The sequence below is a fragment of the Streptomyces sp. NPDC111656 genome (genome assembly GCF_055656965.1).
On record NZ_JBVKCA010000018.1, the window covers coordinates 148,705 to 164,550 of the forward strand.

Here is a 15,846-nt window from a genome sequence, read left to right on the forward strand (position 1 = left end):
TTACTATACCGGTATTAGAATGGGGGCATGGTGCGTAACCCCCTGACCCCCGAAGAGCGCGAACGCGGCGAGCGGCTCGGGCAGTTGCTGCGCGAGGCCCGCGGTGGCCGCAGCATGGTGGAGGTCGCGGCGACCGCCGGGATCTCGGCCGAGACCCTGCGCAAGATCGAGACCGGACGGGCCCCCACTCCCGCCTTCTTCACCGTGGCGGCGCTGGCGCGGGCGCTCGGACTGTCCATGGATGACATCGATCACAGGACTCTGCGGCCAGTCCGAAAACTCCCTGTAGCCGTTCCGTAACACGAAGGGTGTTTTCTACCGGACCGGAGTACTCCAGTCGGGCGGGGAGTCGTGTGATGGCTGTGGAACAACTCCCGGGTCAAGTGAGGGAGTTCGCGAGTTACCTGAGCGGGCTGATGAAACGGCTCGATCAGGACGGCGGCTGGTGCGCAGTGTTCTGGCAACGCGACCCCGACGGCATGCGGGCCTGCCTGGACGGCTGGGAAGTGCCTCCGTGGGACGTCGTCGAGGCGCTCCTCCAGGACCTCGCCGCGGAGCAGGGCCCCCAGGCCGCGGCTCAGGAGGCTCAGCACGCCCGTTCCCTGCACAGCGCCTCGCTCACCGCCTACGACGGCCGGCCCGGCGGCCGGGACGCCCTCGGTGACCGTCTCGACGTCATGCTCCGCGAACAGCGCTACGCCGCGGAACGTCAGGCCGAACTGAGCCGGCAGCTGCACGCGGCCACCACCCAGGAGGAGGCCGACACCGTCCGGATCGACCTCGCCTGGGCCCACGACGACCATGAACGGGCCACTGCCCGATGTGTCGAACTCCGCCGTCGGATGGAGAACCTGGACCGCCGCGCCCTGCGTACCCACGTATCGGGCGCGTTCGACTTTTCGGCGGGCGCGGGCGCGGGCGGGGGCGTCGTCCGGGTCGCGGAGCCGGGCGACCAGCGCGCGCTCGAGACGCGGCCCGGCGTGCCGGGGACGGCGGTGACCGACCACTTCGGGCCCGGCTCCCTCCCCGCCCCCGCTCCCACGGCGCCGCGCGACCCGGCGACCCCCGGTTCCGGGCCGTACGACCCGGCGGCCGCCCGTGCCGCCCGAAGCGACTCGGCGGCCGCCCGCATCGGCCCGTACGACCAGGCCGGGACCAGTGCCAGTACAGGTACCAGTGGCATCACCCCCAGCCCGAGTACCGCCCCCACTCCGAGCGCCGCCCCCGCCCCCAAGCAGCGCTCCAAGCGGCGCCCCCGCGGCAGCGCCCGCTTCGCCGGGATGATGGAGGCCGAGGCGGCCCCCGTGGCCGTCCCGGAGACGGCGGGGCCGCCCGTGTCCGCCCCGGCCGCGCCGGGCGGCCCCAGCCCCCGTGGGGCCCGTTTCGCGGGTGCCGCCGCCGCGCCCGCGCAGCCGCGCACCGAGGCGGTGGACGAGGACGCGCGGCGGGTCACCGCCGAGACCGTCCAGACCCTGACCCGGCTGCGCCGCGAGGGCCGCAGCGGCGAGGCGCACGCCGTGCTCGTGGAGGCCGCCCACTGGCCCGCCGCCCGCTTCCCGCTGCTCGCCGCCGAACTGCACCGGGCGGGCCTCGACGCGGACTGGGCCACCCTGCTGTGGGAGGCCGCCTCGCTCCCCGCGGACCGGCTGGTCGGCGCCGCGGACGCGCTCGTCGCGGCGGGCCGCAGCGCCGACGGGCAGCAGATGCTGCGCCAGGGCGTCGCCCGCCCCGCTCCCGAGATCGGGACCGCCGTGCTGAGCCTGGCCGACGAGGGGCGCCAGCGCGAGATCCGGGCGCTGCTCGACGCCTACGTCCGCGTCCGCACCCCGGAGGAGGCGGCCCGCAGCGCGGAGGCGGACCCGGGACGTCTCGTGCCGCTGCTGCTGGCGGCCGCCAAGGGCGTCTCGGAAGAGCGCCACTGGGACCTGGTGCACGCGCTGAGGGTGGCCGGTTTCACCGCCTGAGCCATCAGGGAAGGCATTCCTGAGCCCGTCGAAGGTCCGTCGAGCCGTCGCCCACCGGATCGACCGCTCACCCACAGGGGTGCGAAACGTGATCGACTCAGCGGGTTAACGGCGATGGTCTTGGCAAGGCTGTCCGCTGGGCTTACTTTCGAGCCTCTACCGCCTTTATCTACGGGCGTAGAGGCTCTCTGACGTCTCGTCGAAGGAGCAGCTCATGGCCAACGTCGTACGCGCCGCTCTGGTCCAGGCCACCTGGACCGGCGACACCGCATCCATGGTCGCCAAGCACGAGGAGCACGCCCGCGAGGCGGCCCGGCAGGGCGCCAAGGTGATCGGATTCCAGGAAGTCTTCAACGCCCCCTACTTCTGCCAGGTCCAGGAACCCGAGCACTACCGCTGGGCGGAGCCGGTGCCCGACGGGCCCACCGTCACTCGTATGCGGGAGCTCGCGCGCGAGACCGGCATGGTCATCGTCGTGCCCGTGTTCGAGGTCGAGCAGTCCGGCTTCTACTTCAACACCGCGGCCGTGATCGACGCGGACGGCACCTACCTCGGCAAGTACCGCAAGCACCACATCCCGCAGGTGAAGGGCTTCTGGGAGAAGTACTACTTCAAACCGGGCAACCTGGGCTGGCCGGTCTTCGACACCGCGGTGGGCAGGATCGGTGTGTACATCTGCTACGACCGGCACTTCCCCGAGGGCTGGCGGCAGCTCGGCCTGAACGGCGCCCAGCTCGTCTACAACCCCTCCGCCACCTCCCGCGGCCTCTCCGCCTACCTCTGGCAGCTGGAGCAGCCCGCCGCGGCCGTCGCCAACGAGTACTTCATCGCCGCGATCAACCGGGTCGGGCAGGAGGAGTACGGCGACAACGACTTCTACGGGACCTCGTACTTCGTCGACCCGCGCGGACAGTTCGTCGGGGAGACGGCCGGTGACAAGACCGAGGAGCTGATCGTCCGCGACCTCGACTTCGACCTGATCGAGGAGGTCCGGCAGCAGTGGGCGTTCTACCGCGACCGGCGGCCCGACGCCTACGAGGGGCTGGTGCAGCCGTGAGCGACCTGTACGCGCGCCACAAGGCCGTCCTGCCCGACTGGCTGGCCCTCTACTACGAGGACCCGATCGAGATCACCCACGGCGAGGGCCGCCACGTCTGGGACGCCCAGGGCAACAAGTACCTCGACTTCTTCGGCGGCATCCTCACGACGATGACCGCGCACGCCCTGCCCGAGGTCACCAAGGCCGTCAGCGAGCAGGCCGGGCGGATCATCCACACCTCCACGCTCTACCTCAACCGGCCGATGGTCGACCTCGCCGAGCGGATCGCCCAGCTGTCCGGCATCCCCGACGCCCGCGTCTTCTTCACCACCTCCGGCACCGAGGCCAACGACACGGCCCTGCTGCTCGCCACCGCCCACCGGCGGAGCAACCAGATCCTGGCGATGCGCAACAGCTACCACGGCCGCTCCTTCAGCGCGGTCGGCATCACCGGCAACAAGGGCTGGTCACCGACCTCCCTCTCACCCCTCCAGACGCTGTACGTCCACGGCGGCGTCCGCACCCGCGGCCCGTACGCCGATCTCGGCGACGCGGAGTTCATCGCGGCCTGCGTCGACGACCTGTTGGACCTGCTCGGCCACGTCCGCCCGCCCGCCGCCCTCATCGCCGAACCCATCCAGGGCGTCGGCGGCTTCACCGCGCCGCCCGACGGCCTGTACGCCGCCTTCCGCGAGGTCCTGGACCAGCACGGCATCCTCTGGATCGCCGACGAGGTGCAGACCGGCTGGGGCCGCACCGGCGAGCACTTCTGGGGCTGGCAGGCGCACGCCGCCGCAGGCCCGCCGGACATGCTCACCTTCGCCAAGGGCATCGGCAACGGCATGTCCATCGGCGGCGTCGTCGCGCGCGCCGAGATCATGAACTGCCTCGACTCCAACTCCATCTCGACCTTCGGCGGCTCGCCGATCACGATGGCGGCGGGCCTGGCGAACCTCACGTACCTCCTCGAACACGACCTCCAGGGCAACGCCCGGCGCGTCGGCGGTCTGCTCGGCGAGCGGCTGCGGGCGATCTCCGTGCCGCTCGACCACGTACGGGAGGTACGCGGGCGCGGGTTGATGATCGGCGTCGAGCTGGTCAGGCCCGGCACCGACGAGGCGTACCCCGAAGGCGCCGCGGCCGTGCTCGAAGCGGCCCGCCAGGACGGCCTGTTGATCGGCAAGGGCGGCGGTCACAACACCAGCGTGCTGCGCATCGCACCGCCGCTCTCCCTCACCGTCGCGGAGGCGGAGGAGGGCGCGGCGATTCTCGAGCACGCGCTGAGGTGTATCCAGTAAGAAGTTCTGAGCAAGGGAACGTGCCATGACCACCGCCACCGCCTTGGAACCCGCCCTGTCGGTACGCCAGGTCCTCGCCCTGGACCGGGTGCTCGCCGGAGAGCCCGAGGTGGTGGCCGGCGCGGGCCACCTCGACCGGTCCGTGCGCTGGGTGCACGTCGCCGAGGCCGCCGACGTGGGCGTGATGCTCAGCGGCGGGGAGATGGTGCTCACCACCGGAGTCCTGCTCGCCGGCGACCCGGACGCGCAGGCCGAGTACATCCGTTCGCTGCACCGCGCGGAGGCCGCGGCCGTCGTCCTCGGGCTCGGCCGGGCCTTCCCGACCCCGCCGGACGTGATGCGCCGGGCCGCCGAGCGCTGCGGGCTGCCCATGGTGGTCCTGCACCGGCCCTTCCCGTTCGCCGAGCTGACGGAGGAGGTCCAGTCCCGGCTCGTGCGCAGCAAGTTCGCGGCGGTGAGCCTCTCGGAGGCCGTACGGACCGCGCTCACCGGACTCATCACCACGGGCGCGCCCCTGCAACGGATGCTCGACGAGATCGCCGTGCACGCCGCGTGCCCGGTCGTCGTCACCAACCTCGCCCATCGCGTCCTCGCCACGGCGGGGGAGCGGTCCGCGGTGGACGACGTGCTGCGCGACTGGGAGCGCATCGCCCGGCAGGCGGGCGGCAGCGAGGGCGACGGCTGGATCCGCGCCGAGCTGGGCGGGCGCGGCGAGAGATGGGGCCGCATCGTGCTGTGCGGCTACCGGGGCGACGCCGCCACCGGACGGCTGCTCGCCGACCGTGCCGCCGAGGCCCTGGTCCTGCACCGGATGCTGGGTGGCTCCGTGCACACCTGGGAGGAGGAGTCCGCGCAGGGCCTGCTGACCGACCTGGTGAGCGGGGTCGTACCGGCACGGCAGCTGCTCCCGCGGGCCAGGGCGGCCGGGCTGCCCGTCAACCGGCGGGCCTTCGTGCCGCTGGTGGTACGGGACGGCGACCCGGCCCAACTCGATCGCGTGCTGCGCCTGTTGGGGCTCCCCGGACTGGTCGCCGAGCTCGCCGACGGGGCCACCGCCGTGCTGCTCAGCCTCGCCCGCGACCAGGACGCGGAGGCGCTGGCGGCCCACTTCGCGCTGCGGCTGCGTCATGAGACGGGCACCCGTACGACCGTGGCGGCGGCCTCGCCCCGTACCGCCTGGGACGACGTCCCCGGCGGCCTGCGCGAGGCCCTGCACGTCGCCGAGGCCGCCGCCGACGCACCCGCCGACCGGGACCAGCCGGTGCTCGTACGGCTGCGTGACGTCCATCTGCGGGGCCTGATACGGCTGTTGCGTGACGACCCGAACGTCCAGTCCTTCGCCGAGCGGGAGTTGGACGGGCTGCTGTGCGGGGCCGATGCCGAGTCGGAGCTGCTGCCCGTGCTGCGGACCTACCTCGCGACCGGCCGCAACAAGTCCCGCACCGCGCAGCTCCACCACGTCAGCAGGCCCGCGCTCTACCGCCGGCTGGAGGCCATCGAGGCCCGGCTCGGCGTCGACCTCGACGACTTCGAGCAGGCCGCCTCCGTACACATCGCGCTGCTCGCACATGACGCGCAACAACGGTGAAACACGGGACGACTCAGGTGAAACATGGGACAACGCGGGGGTGACACCGTGGAACGGCACAGCGCCTCAGACGTGACACGGTGCAACTCAAAGCCGTGGTCCGGGCTTCCTAGGCTCCTCGCACACCGAGCGACCGGAGGTCCCGATGAGCAGAGTGATCCGCGCCGCCGTCTTCCAGACTGCCTGGACAGGCGACAAGGAGTCGATGATCCAGGTCCACGAGCAGGCGGCCCGCGACGCCGCCGCACAGGGCGCACAGGTGCTGTGCTTCCAGGAGCTCTTCTACGGGCCCTACTTCTGCCAGGTCCAGGACAAGGCGTTCTACGAGTACGCCGAGCAGATCCCCGAAGGCCCGATCGTCCGGCGCTTCCAGGCGCTGGCCAAGGAACTGGGCATCGTCCTCGTGCTGCCGATGTACGAGGAGGAGCAGCCCGGTGTCCTCTACAACACGGCCGCCGTGATCGACGCGGACGGCTCGTACCTCGGCAAGTACCGCAAGCACCACATCCCGCAGGTCGAGGGCTTCTGGGAGAAGTTCTACTTCCGTCCCGGCAACGCCGGCTGGCCGGTCTTCGACACCGCCGTCGGCAGGATCGGCGTCTACATCTGCTACGACCGGCACTTCCCGGAGGGCTGGCGTGCGCTGGGCCTCGCGGGCGCCGAGATCGTGTTCAACCCGTCGGCCACCTCGCGCGGACTGTCCTCCTACATCTGGCAGTTGGAGCAGCCGGCGGCGGCCGTCGCCAACGAGTACTTCGTGGGCGCCATCAACCGCGTGGGCGTGGAGGAGCTGGGCGACAACGACTTCTACGGAACCTCGTACTTCGTCGACCCGGAGGCCCAGTTCGTCGGGGAGGTGGCCAGCGACAAGGAGACCGAACTCGTCGTCCGCGACCTCGACATGGCCAAGCTGCGCGAGGTGCGCGACCGTTGGCAGTTCTACCGGGACCGCCGCCCCGACGCGTACGAGCCGCTGACCGCGCCGTAGCCCGGCGGGGCCCTGGAGTCCGCCGGGCTTCCCGCGCCCCGGACGGGGCGCGGGGCTGTGGCATTGCGCGGCTCCGCCGCGTGGGCGCGACCAGCCACGAGTGACCCGCAGTTTTCAGCGCACCGCATTCAGCGCACGGCAGGAGAGAGGGAGCATGAGCAGCCGTACCGTCATCCGTAATGGCCTCGTCATCACCGCGTCCGACGAGATCCACGCCGACGTCCTGATCGAGGACGGCCGGGTCGTCGCCCTCGCCGCGACCGGCACCCCGGCGGCCGAGTCGTGGACGGCCGAGAAGACCATCGACGCCACCGGCAAGTACGTCATCCCGGGCGGCGTCGACGCCCACACCCACATGGAGCTGCCCTTCGGCGGCACCTTCGCCTCGGACACCTTCGAGACGGGCACCCGGGCCGCGGCCTGGGGCGGCACCACCACCATCGTCGACTTCGCGGTGCAGAGCGTCGGCCGCTCACTGCGCGAGGGCCTCGACGCCTGGAACGCCAAGGCCGACGGGAACTGCGCCATCGACTACGCCTTCCACATGATCGTCTCCGACGTCAACCAGGAGACGCTCAAGGAGATGGACCTGCTGGTCCAGGAGGGCGTCACCTCCTTCAAGCAGTTCATGGCCTACCCCGGCGTCTTCTACAGCGACGACGGCCAGATCCTGCGCGCCATGCAGCGCTCCGCCGAGAACGGCGGCCTGATCATGATGCACGCGGAGAACGGCATCGCGATCGACGTCCTCGTGGAACAGGCGCTGGCGCGCGGCGAGACCGACCCGCGCTTTCACGGCGAGGTGCGCAAGGCGCTCCTGGAGGCCGAGGCGACCCACCGCGCCATCAAGCTCGCCCAGGTCGCGGGCGCCCCGCTGTACGTCGTGCACGTCTCGGCGCAGGAGGCGGTCGCCGAGATCGCACGGGCGCGTGACGAGGGCCTGAACGTCTTCGGCGAGACCTGCCCGCAGTACCTGTTCCTGTCGACCGACAACCTCGCGGAGCCGGACTTCGAGGGCTCGAAGTACGTGTGCAGCACGCCCCTTCGGCCCAAGGAGCACCAGGCCGCCCTGTGGCGGGGCCTGCGCACCAACGACCTCCAGGTCGTGTCGACCGACCACTGCCCCTTCTGCTTCGTGGGCCAGAAGGAGCTCGGCCGGGGCGACTTCTCGAAGATCCCCAACGGCCTCCCGGGCGTCGAGAACCGCATGGACCTGCTCCACCAGGCCGTCGTCGACGGGCACATCTCGCGCCGCCGCTGGATCGAGATCGCCTGCGCCACCCCGGCCCGGATGTTCGGCCTGTACCCGAAGAAGGGCACCATCGCGCCGGGCGCCGACGCCGACATCGTCATCTACGACCCGCGCGCCGAGCAGGTCATGTCGGTCGAGACCCACCACATGAACGTCGACTACTCGGCCTACGAGGGCAAGCGCGTCACCGGGCAGGTCGAGACCGTGCTCTCACGCGGCGAACCGGTCATCACCGAGCGGGAGTTCACCGGACGCGCCGGTCACGGCGTCTACACCCCCCGCTCCACCTGTCAGTACCTTCTCTGAGCGACTAGGAGTGGCGCCATGGACTTCGGACTCGTCCTGCAGACCGACCCCCCGGCCTCCCGCGTCATCGACCTGATGAAGCGCGCCGAGGGCAACGGCTTCACCTACGGCTGGACCTTCGACTCGGCCGTGCTGTGGCAGGAACCCTTTGTGATCTACAGTCAGATCCTCGCGAACACGGAGAAGTTGACGGTCGGCCCGATGGTCACCAACCCGGGCACCCGCACCTGGGAGGTCACCGCCTCCACCTTCGCGACGCTCAACGACATGTACGGCAACCGCACGGTGTGCGGCATCGGGCGCGGCGACTCCGCGATGCGCGTCGCCGGACGCAAGCCCAACACGCTCGCCCGCATCAGCGGCGCGATGAAGGTCATCCGCGCCCTCGGCCGCGGCGAGGAGGCCGACCTCGGCGGCACCGTCGTCAAGTTCCCCTGGGTCAGGCCGGGTGCCGAACTCCCGGTCTGGATGGCCGCGTACGGTCCCAAGGCCCTGAAGATGACCGGCGAGGAGGCCGACGGGTTCATCCTGCAGCTCGCCGACCTCTATCTCACCGAGTACATGGTCAAGGCCGTGAAGGACGCGGCCGTCGAGGCGGGGCGTGACCCCTCCGAGGTGAAGATCTGCGTGGCCGCGCCCGCGTACATCACCGAGGACGATTCGCCGGAGGCCCTCGCCCACGCGCGTGAGCAGTGCCGCTGGTTCGGCGGCATGGTCGGCAACCACGTGGCCGACCTGGTCTCCAAGTACGGCGAGCACTCCGCCGCCGTGCCCGAGGAACTCACCGACTACATCAAGGCGCGCGAGGGCTACGACTACTCCCACCACGGGCGCAGCGACAACCCCGACACCAAGTTCGTGCCGGACGAGATCGTCGACCGGTTCTGTCTGATCGGCACGGCCGAGCAGCACATCGAGAAGCTGAAGGCGCTGCGCGCGCTGGGTGTGGACCAGTTCGCGGTGTACGACATGCACGACGCGCAGGAGGCCGTGATCGACGCGTACGGGTCGAAGGTCATCCCGGCCGTCAACGGCTGACAACTCCGCTCCGGGCGGCCGGCCTCCGGCCGCCCACCGCACCACCGGCCGTACCCCGGCCACCGCTCCCCTCCCCATACGTCCCCTTCCCTCCGTCCGGGGAAGGGGATCACCGCACCGATCACCGCACCCGCACAACCCCCCACGGCTCACCCGCGCGGCCTCTCCCGTCACTCCTCACTTGATTGGCCTGCCCATGACCGAGTCCGTCCCCAGCGAGGGCCCGCCCGTCGCTCAAGTCACGCTCACCGACGGCCGGGTGGAGATCGCGCCCGGCGCGCCCGCGCCCAGCGGCCCCTACGCCAACGAGGACCTGCTGCCGGTTCCGGTCGAGAAGCGCACGTGGACCACGTACAACTTCTCGGCGCTCTGGGTCGGCATGGCCCACAACACTGCTTCCTGGACCCTTGCTTCCGGCCTGATCGCCGTCGGCATGGACTGGAAGCAGGCCGTGTTCACCATCGCGCTGGCCAACCTGATCGTGCTGGTCCCGATGCTGCTCACCGGGCATGCCGGTCCCAAGTACGGCATACCTTTCCCCGTCTTCGCCCGCGCCTCCTTCGGGGTCCGCGGCGCCAACCTGCCCGCTGTCGTACGGGCGTTGGTGGCCTGCGGCTGGTTCGGCATCCAGACCTGGATCGGCGGCGAGGCGATCTACTTCCTCGCCGGGAAGCTCTTCGGCGACAGCTGGGCCGACGCCTCGAAGGTCGGCGGCTACGCGTGGACCATGTGGCTGTCGTTCGCGATCTTCTGGGTGCTCCAGGTCGCCATCATCTACCGGGGCATGGAGACGATCCGCCGCTTCGAGAACTGGGCGGCGCCCTTCGTGCTCGTGGGCGCCGGTGTGATGCTGTGGTGGATGAGCAGCAAGGCGGGCGGCTTCGGCCCGCTGCTCGACCAGCCCTCGAAGCTCGGCTGGGGCGGCGACTTCTGGAAGCTGTTCTGGCCCTCGCTCATGGGCATGATCGGCTTCTGGTCCACGCTGTCGCTGAACATCCCCGACTTCACGCGGTACGGCAAGAGCCAGAAGGCGCAGACCTGGGGTCAGGCGCTCGGTCTGCCCACCACGATGACGCTCTTCGCCTTCCTGTCCGTCATGGTCACCTCGGGCTCGCAGGCCGTGTACGGCAAGGCCGTCTGGGACCCGGTCCAGCTGGCCGCCAAGACCGACAACGTCTTCGGCCTCCTCTACGCGCTGGTCACCGTGCTGGTCGCGACCCTGTCCGTGAACATCGCGGCCAACCTGGTCTCGCCGGCCTTCGACTTCTCCAACCTCGCACCGCGGAAGATCAATTTCCGTACCGGCGCACTCGCCACCTGTGTCCTCGGCGTGCTGATCTTCCCCTGGAAGCTGTACTCCGACCCGCAGGGCTACATCTTCACCTGGCTCGGCCTCGTCGGCGGTCTGCTCGGCACCGTCGCCGGCATCCTCATCGCCGACTACTGGATCCTGCGCCGTACCAAGCTCGACCTCGCCGACCTGTACCGCACGGGCGGCCGCTACTGGTACGACGGCGGCTGGAACTGGCGGGCCGTCGTCGCCTTCCTCACCGGAGGCGTCCTGGCCGTCGGCGGTGCCGATTTCCACCCGCTCATCGACGGACGGCCCATTCCGGCGCTGAAGTCCCTGGCCGACTACGGCTGGGCGGTCGGACTCGGTACGTCGATGGTGCTGTACCTGGCGCTGATGCTGCTGCGCGGCAAGGAGAAGACCGCCGTCTGACGTGTGAGGGAGAACAGCCGTCGGAGAACGGTCAGCTCTTCTGGCCGTTCTCCAGCGTCGCCACCACGTCCTTGGCGGCCTTGATGGCCCCCTTGTTGATCTCGTCCGTACTGGGCGCCTTCTTCGTCTCGAAGTTGCTGCCGTTGTACGTGACGACCACCAGTGCGTTGGACGCGCGGACGATCACCACTCCCTCACGGGTCTGCTGCTTGTCCGTGGTGGTGAGGTTCACGACGGAGTAGGCCGAGTCGCCGAGGCCGGGAACCGCACCTCCGCCGCTCTTGTCCGCGACGCGCCCTGTATAGGACTTCTGCGCCGCTACGTCCGAATTCTTGATCTCGTACGAGACATCCAGCCAGTGGTAGTCGAAGCCCTTGAGCGCGTTCCAGGAACAGGTGCGGCGCACCGACTTGTCGGTCGACGGAATCTCCTGGCCGGCCGTCTTGGCGCCCGGGACAAGGGCCTTGACCGTCTTCTCCGTCACGCCGGTGCAGGGCGCGGGGGCCGCGGTGTACGTCTTCGCGACCGCCGTCGCCGCGGGGCCCGACGGGGACTGCGTCGCCTGGGGCGACTTGTGGTCGGTGGCGGTCGGAGTCGTCGTCGACGTGCCGGACGACATGACCCAGCCCGTGCAGGCGAGGACCGCGACCGGCAGCAGGCGCGCGGTGAGGGCGAGTGGCAGAGGAAGAGAATGCACGGCGCACTTCTCGTGGGGGACGGTGCGGAGGGAGTCCACACTGCGGACGGAACGCCAGTCTCACATGCCTGCCTGTGGGGCGGAAGTGCCAACTCACTCCGTACCTGTGTGGTGACAGTGACTCACTGGGAACCGTCTGTCCGCCACTTCGCCGTCACCAACCACACCGCCGCCCGGAGTCGAACACCGCGATCCGTCTCATAAGGGTGCAAGGTGTCCCGCAGGGCCGCGCGCGTGTCGGCGCCGACCGTCCGGCCGGGCGTGCGCGAGAGGATGAAGTCGACGGCGTCCGCGGCATCGCGCCCCCATGTCGTCTCCGTCGCGACCGGAGTCACCGTCACGTCGTCCCACCCGTGCAGAACCTCGCGGATGCGCGCCGGGTCGGACAGGGAGGCCATGGCGGCCTGGACGGCGACCGTCGCGGCGTCCGGTTCGTCCAGGAGTTTTCCGAAAAGGGTCAGCGCGCGTGACTCCTCCACCTCGGGACCGGCGGGCTGCGGACAGACGAACGCGAGCCGTCCTCCCGGCCGCAGCGAGCGCGCCAGGTTCCGGAACGCCGCCGCGTGGTCCGCGAAGAACATCACCCCGCCCCGGCTGATCAGGACGTCGTATCCGGCGGCCGGGAAGGGGTGGATCTGGGCGTCGGCGAGCTCGTACGCGACGTTGGTGATCCCCTCCGCGGCGGTCGTCGCCCGGGCCCGGGCGAGCAGGGGTGTCGAGATGTCGACCCCGACGGCGTGCCCGTGCGCCGCCAGCCGGCCCGCGATCCGGGTCGTCGCACCGGCCCCGCAGCCGACGTCCAGGACGCGGTCGCCCGAAGCGATCGCCGCCGCGTCGAAGAGCGCGGTGTTCAGGCCCGACACGAGCGTGTCGTAGCGCTCGTGGTGGCTCGCCCAGTGGTTGCCGAGAGTGCCGTTCCAGGCCCGCGCCTGAGCGGAGTTGGCGATCTGTGTCATGAGGTCTCCTCGGCAGTGCGGACGGGAAGCGCGCTCTCGATCCGGTCGACGGCGGCGAACGCGCCGTAGGCGACCAGATGCACCAGACAGTGGTCGGTATGGACGGGTTTGCGCCAGGCCGTCACGTCCTCGTCCGTGATCCGGTACGGGGCCAGCGCGGCCAGCAGCGCGAGCCGCGCCCCGGGCCGCGAACGGTCGGGCAGTGCGTCCCACGCGAGCGGCGGATGCGAGCCGTCCCAGTCCCGGAGCGTCTCCCGTACGAGGATCCGGTCGGCCTCGTCGAGAAGCCCCTCTCCCTCGGTGGCGGCGGCCCGCAGCGCGGCGTAGGCAGGGCCGACGGTGGTCCCGCGCGCCCAGTCAGGACCGGGCCCGGGGTCGTCGAGGAGTTCCAGGCCCGCACCCGGCGCGGGTCGACGGCGCACCGTCCGGGCGACGGACCGCCCGGCCAGACTCCGCACCGCCCGGAACCGTTGCGCGTTGCCGGGCAGCAGACTCTCGGTGAGCAGCGCCGACACCACGCGGTTGATGAAGTGGAAGGACAGGGCGGTGCCGATGTAGGCGGGGGCGTGCGCGACGGGGAAGGGGTACGGCGCCAACTCGGGTGCCCCCGGGGTCCGGGTCGCCCCGCCCCATGCCAGCACGCGCGCGTGCTCCTCGTCGGCGGGGGCGTCCCCGCGCGCCACCCTCTCCGCGAGCCGGTGGTCCCCGGTCGCGTGCAGCAACATCGTGTGCGCGTCCACGCAGAACGGGCACCGGTTGGCGACGGACACCCCGAGCGCCGCGAGTTCCTTCCCCGTCCGGCTGCCCTCGCCCGCGATCAGCGACTCGCGCATCAACGCCCAGGCGGAAGCCATGAGACCGGGAGCGGGCGAGAGCACGACGAAGGTCACCGCGCGCTCGATGCCGAAGTCGTCGGCGAGCTGGGCGTACACGCCCGCGACACGTCCGGTGGCGGACCTGGGCGGAGACGGGGTGGTGTAACGGAAGGGACTGGGCATGGGACGCCTCCTGGTGGGGAACGAGCGCGGGCCGCCGGCTCGGCCGCCATCGCCACCCTCCTTCAGGGAGCCGTCCCCGGTCGTCGTCCACTCGAAGGCATCCCGAACTACCCCCACCCGCCCCGCGCGCGCCGTGATCTACTCCAGCCGGAGTACGCCGGGCCCCCTCCACAGGTCTGACGCCACTGTCCGAACAGCGGTCTATCGTGCGGAACATGGCGTTGGACCAGGGCACGCGCAGGCACCTGGCCGACGCGGCCCTCGCGGTCGCGGTCGGTGCCCTCGTCATGACCGCGGCCGCCGTCGACGACGGCGCGACCCCCGCCGACTATGTGCTGATCACCGCGGGCTCCCTCGCCCTCGCGGCCTACCGCCGCGCCCCGCGCCGGGTCCTCGCGGTCAGTACGGTCACCACGACGGCGTACGTCCTGCACGCCCACCCCGGCACCCTCGCCGCCCTCCCCGTACTGGCCGCCGTCCACACGGCGGCCCGAGCGGGTCACCGAGGAGTGGCGGCGCTCGCGAGTGCCCTGTTCCTGGCGGCATTCGTGACCATGGACCTCACGGCGCGCGCAAGCGCCGAGCGCTCTCTCCTGCTCGCCGGCTGGTTCCTGTGCGCCCTGGTGACGGGCCTCGCCGACCGCAACTGGCAGGCGTATCTGCGCCAGACGGAACAGCGCGCGATGGAGGCGGAACGCACCCGTGAGGAGGCGGCCCTGCGCCGCGCGGGCGAGGAACGGCTGCGGATCGCCCGCGAGTTGCACGACTCGCTCACGCACAGCATCTCGATCGTCAAGCTCCAGGCGGGCGTCGCCGTCCACCTCGCCCGCAAACGCGGTGAGGAGGTCCCGCCCGCGCTGCTCGCCATCCAGGAGGCGGGCGGCGAGGCGATGCGCGAACTGCGGGCCACGCTCGAGGTGTTGCGCACCGACGAGCCGACCGGCACCCCGGCGCTGCTCGTGGAGCGGGCCCGTGCGGCCGGTCTCGCCGTGGAGCTGACGGTGAGCGGCGACGAGCGTCCGCTCACGGCGACGGTGGACCGGGCCGCGTACCGCATCGTCCAGGAGGCCCTGACGAACGCCGCGCGCCACGCGGGCCCCGCCAAGGTGGCCGTCCAACTCGACTACAGCACCGCCGACCTGACGATATCCGTCGACGACGACGGCGGTGCCGACGCGTCCTGTCCGCCCACCCCCGGCATCGGCCTCACCGGCATGCGCGAACGCGTCACGGCCCTCGGCGGCACCCTGCACGCCGCACCGCGCACGGAGGGCGGCTTCTCGGTGCGCGCCGAACTGCCGCTGGGCCTACCGGAGGAGGTGCCGTGATCAGGGTCGCGCTCGTCGACGACCAGGCGCTGATGCGCGCCGGTTTCCGCGCCCTGCTCGATGCCGAGGAGGGCATCGAGGTCGTGGGCGAGGCCGCCGACGGCAAGCAGGGCCTCGCGGTGGTACGCGCTTCCTTGCCGGACATCGCCCTCGTCGACGTACAGATGCCTGTGATGTCGGGCATCGAGGCCACCCGTCGAATCGCCGCCGACCCGGAGCTGTCCGCCGTACGCGTCGTCATGCTCACCAACTACGGCCTGGACGAGTACGTCTTCGAAGCGTTGCGGGCCGGGGCCAGCGGCTTCCTGCTCAAGGACACCGAGCCCGCCGACCTGCTCCAGGCCATCGAGGTCGTCGCGCGCGGAGAGGCGCTGCTGTCCCCGTCCGTGACCCGCACCCTGATCGGGGAGTTCGTCGCCCGTCCCCCGGACCGGGCCACCGCGCCCGGCCTGGAGTGCCTCACCCGCCGCGAACGCGAGGTCACGGCACTCGCCGCGCGCGGTCTGACCAACGAGGAGATCGCCGCGCACATGGTCATCAGCCCGTTCACCGCCAAGACCCACATCAGCCGGGCGATGACGAAGCTGGGCGCCCGCGACAGGGCCCAACTGGTGGTGTTCGCCTACGAGTCGGGCTTGGTGACGGCCCGGGGGAGTGCGAACTGAGGGGTG

General features: G+C 71.1%; 14 protein-coding genes. 11 read left to right on the forward strand and 3 right to left on the reverse strand.

Annotation, left to right across the window (positions count from 1 at the left end; genetic code table 11):
- Nucleotides 1-27 precede the first annotated feature (27 nt).
- The 9 genes from ACZ7M3_RS39700 (at nt 28) to ACZ7M3_RS39740 (ending at nt 11,196) form a co-directional block, all read left to right on the forward strand.
- Nucleotides 28-300: a helix-turn-helix domain-containing protein gene (locus ACZ7M3_RS39700; RefSeq protein ID WP_067362435.1), complete on the forward strand. Its 273-nt coding sequence runs from the start codon at nt 28-30 to the stop codon at nt 298-300.
- Nucleotides 301-356: 56 nt separating this feature from the next.
- Entirely contained in the window at nt 357-1,964 is a 1,608-nt protein-coding gene (locus ACZ7M3_RS39705; protein ID WP_472070139.1) for a hypothetical protein, read from the forward strand.
- 214 nt (nt 1,965-2,178) lie between these two features.
- Nucleotides 2,179-3,021, forward strand: a complete 843-nt coding sequence (locus ACZ7M3_RS39710) for a nitrilase-related carbon-nitrogen hydrolase (RefSeq protein WP_060895149.1) — start codon at nt 2,179-2,181, stop codon at nt 3,019-3,021.
- The gene (locus ACZ7M3_RS39715; RefSeq protein WP_472070141.1) at nt 3,018-4,301 is read left to right on the forward strand and encodes an aspartate aminotransferase family protein; all 1,284 of its coding nucleotides are present in this window, start codon (nt 3,018-3,020) and stop codon (nt 4,299-4,301) included. The genes ACZ7M3_RS39710 and ACZ7M3_RS39715 overlap by 4 nt, the downstream gene beginning before the upstream one ends.
- Before the next feature lie 25 nt (nt 4,302-4,326).
- Nucleotides 4,327-5,889 (forward strand): PucR family transcriptional regulator, encoded by a 1,563-nt coding sequence (locus ACZ7M3_RS39720; protein ID WP_472070143.1) that lies wholly within the window; start codon nt 4,327-4,329, stop codon nt 5,887-5,889.
- 145 nt (nt 5,890-6,034) lie between these two features.
- Nucleotides 6,035-6,877 carry a nitrilase-related carbon-nitrogen hydrolase gene (locus ACZ7M3_RS39725; protein ID WP_054230371.1) on the forward strand — a complete coding sequence of 281 codons (843 nt, stop codon included), beginning with the start codon at nt 6,035-6,037 and terminating at the stop codon, nt 6,875-6,877.
- A gap of 154 nt (nt 6,878-7,031) precedes the next feature.
- Nucleotides 7,032-8,435, forward strand: coding sequence for a dihydropyrimidinase (hydA, locus tag ACZ7M3_RS39730; RefSeq protein ID WP_351306761.1), 1,404 nt, complete (start codon nt 7,032-7,034; stop codon nt 8,433-8,435).
- A gap of 18 nt (nt 8,436-8,453) precedes the next feature.
- A complete protein-coding gene (locus ACZ7M3_RS39735; RefSeq protein WP_097224161.1) occupies nt 8,454-9,473 on the forward strand; it encodes a TIGR03842 family LLM class F420-dependent oxidoreductase in 1,020 nt (339 codons plus the stop codon).
- A 196-nt stretch (nt 9,474-9,669) separates the two neighbouring features.
- A complete protein-coding gene (locus tag ACZ7M3_RS39740; protein WP_472070145.1) occupies nt 9,670-11,196 on the forward strand; it encodes an NCS1 family nucleobase:cation symporter-1 in 1,527 nt (508 codons plus the stop codon).
- A gap of 31 nt (nt 11,197-11,227) precedes the next feature.
- On the opposite strand, the gene ACZ7M3_RS39745 is transcribed toward ACZ7M3_RS39740, so the two are convergent.
- The 3 genes from ACZ7M3_RS39745 to ACZ7M3_RS39755 all read right to left on the reverse strand — a co-directional run bounded on the left by ACZ7M3_RS39745 (nt 11,228) and on the right by ACZ7M3_RS39755 (nt 13,847).
- Nucleotides 11,228-11,893 (reverse strand): hypothetical protein, encoded by a 666-nt coding sequence (locus ACZ7M3_RS39745; RefSeq protein WP_472070147.1) that lies wholly within the window; start codon nt 11,891-11,893, stop codon nt 11,228-11,230.
- A 122-nt stretch (nt 11,894-12,015) separates the two neighbouring features.
- The gene (locus ACZ7M3_RS39750) at nt 12,016-12,849 is read right to left on the reverse strand and encodes a class I SAM-dependent methyltransferase (RefSeq protein ID WP_472070149.1); all 834 of its coding nucleotides are present in this window, start codon (nt 12,847-12,849) and stop codon (nt 12,016-12,018) included.
- Nucleotides 12,846-13,847 (reverse strand): carboxymuconolactone decarboxylase family protein, encoded by a 1,002-nt coding sequence (locus ACZ7M3_RS39755; RefSeq protein ID WP_472070151.1) that lies wholly within the window; start codon nt 13,845-13,847, stop codon nt 12,846-12,848. The genes ACZ7M3_RS39750 and ACZ7M3_RS39755 overlap by 4 nt, the downstream gene beginning before the upstream one ends.
- A 215-nt stretch (nt 13,848-14,062) precedes the next feature.
- On the opposite strand from ACZ7M3_RS39755, the gene ACZ7M3_RS39760 reads away from it, so the two are divergent.
- Nucleotides 14,063-15,175, forward strand: a complete 1,113-nt coding sequence (locus ACZ7M3_RS39760; protein ID WP_472070153.1) for a sensor histidine kinase — start codon at nt 14,063-14,065, stop codon at nt 15,173-15,175.
- Nucleotides 15,172-15,840, forward strand: a complete 669-nt coding sequence (locus ACZ7M3_RS39765; RefSeq protein WP_472070155.1) for a response regulator — start codon at nt 15,172-15,174, stop codon at nt 15,838-15,840. The genes ACZ7M3_RS39760 and ACZ7M3_RS39765 overlap by 4 nt, the downstream gene beginning before the upstream one ends.
- Nucleotides 15,841-15,846 lie beyond the last annotated feature (6 nt).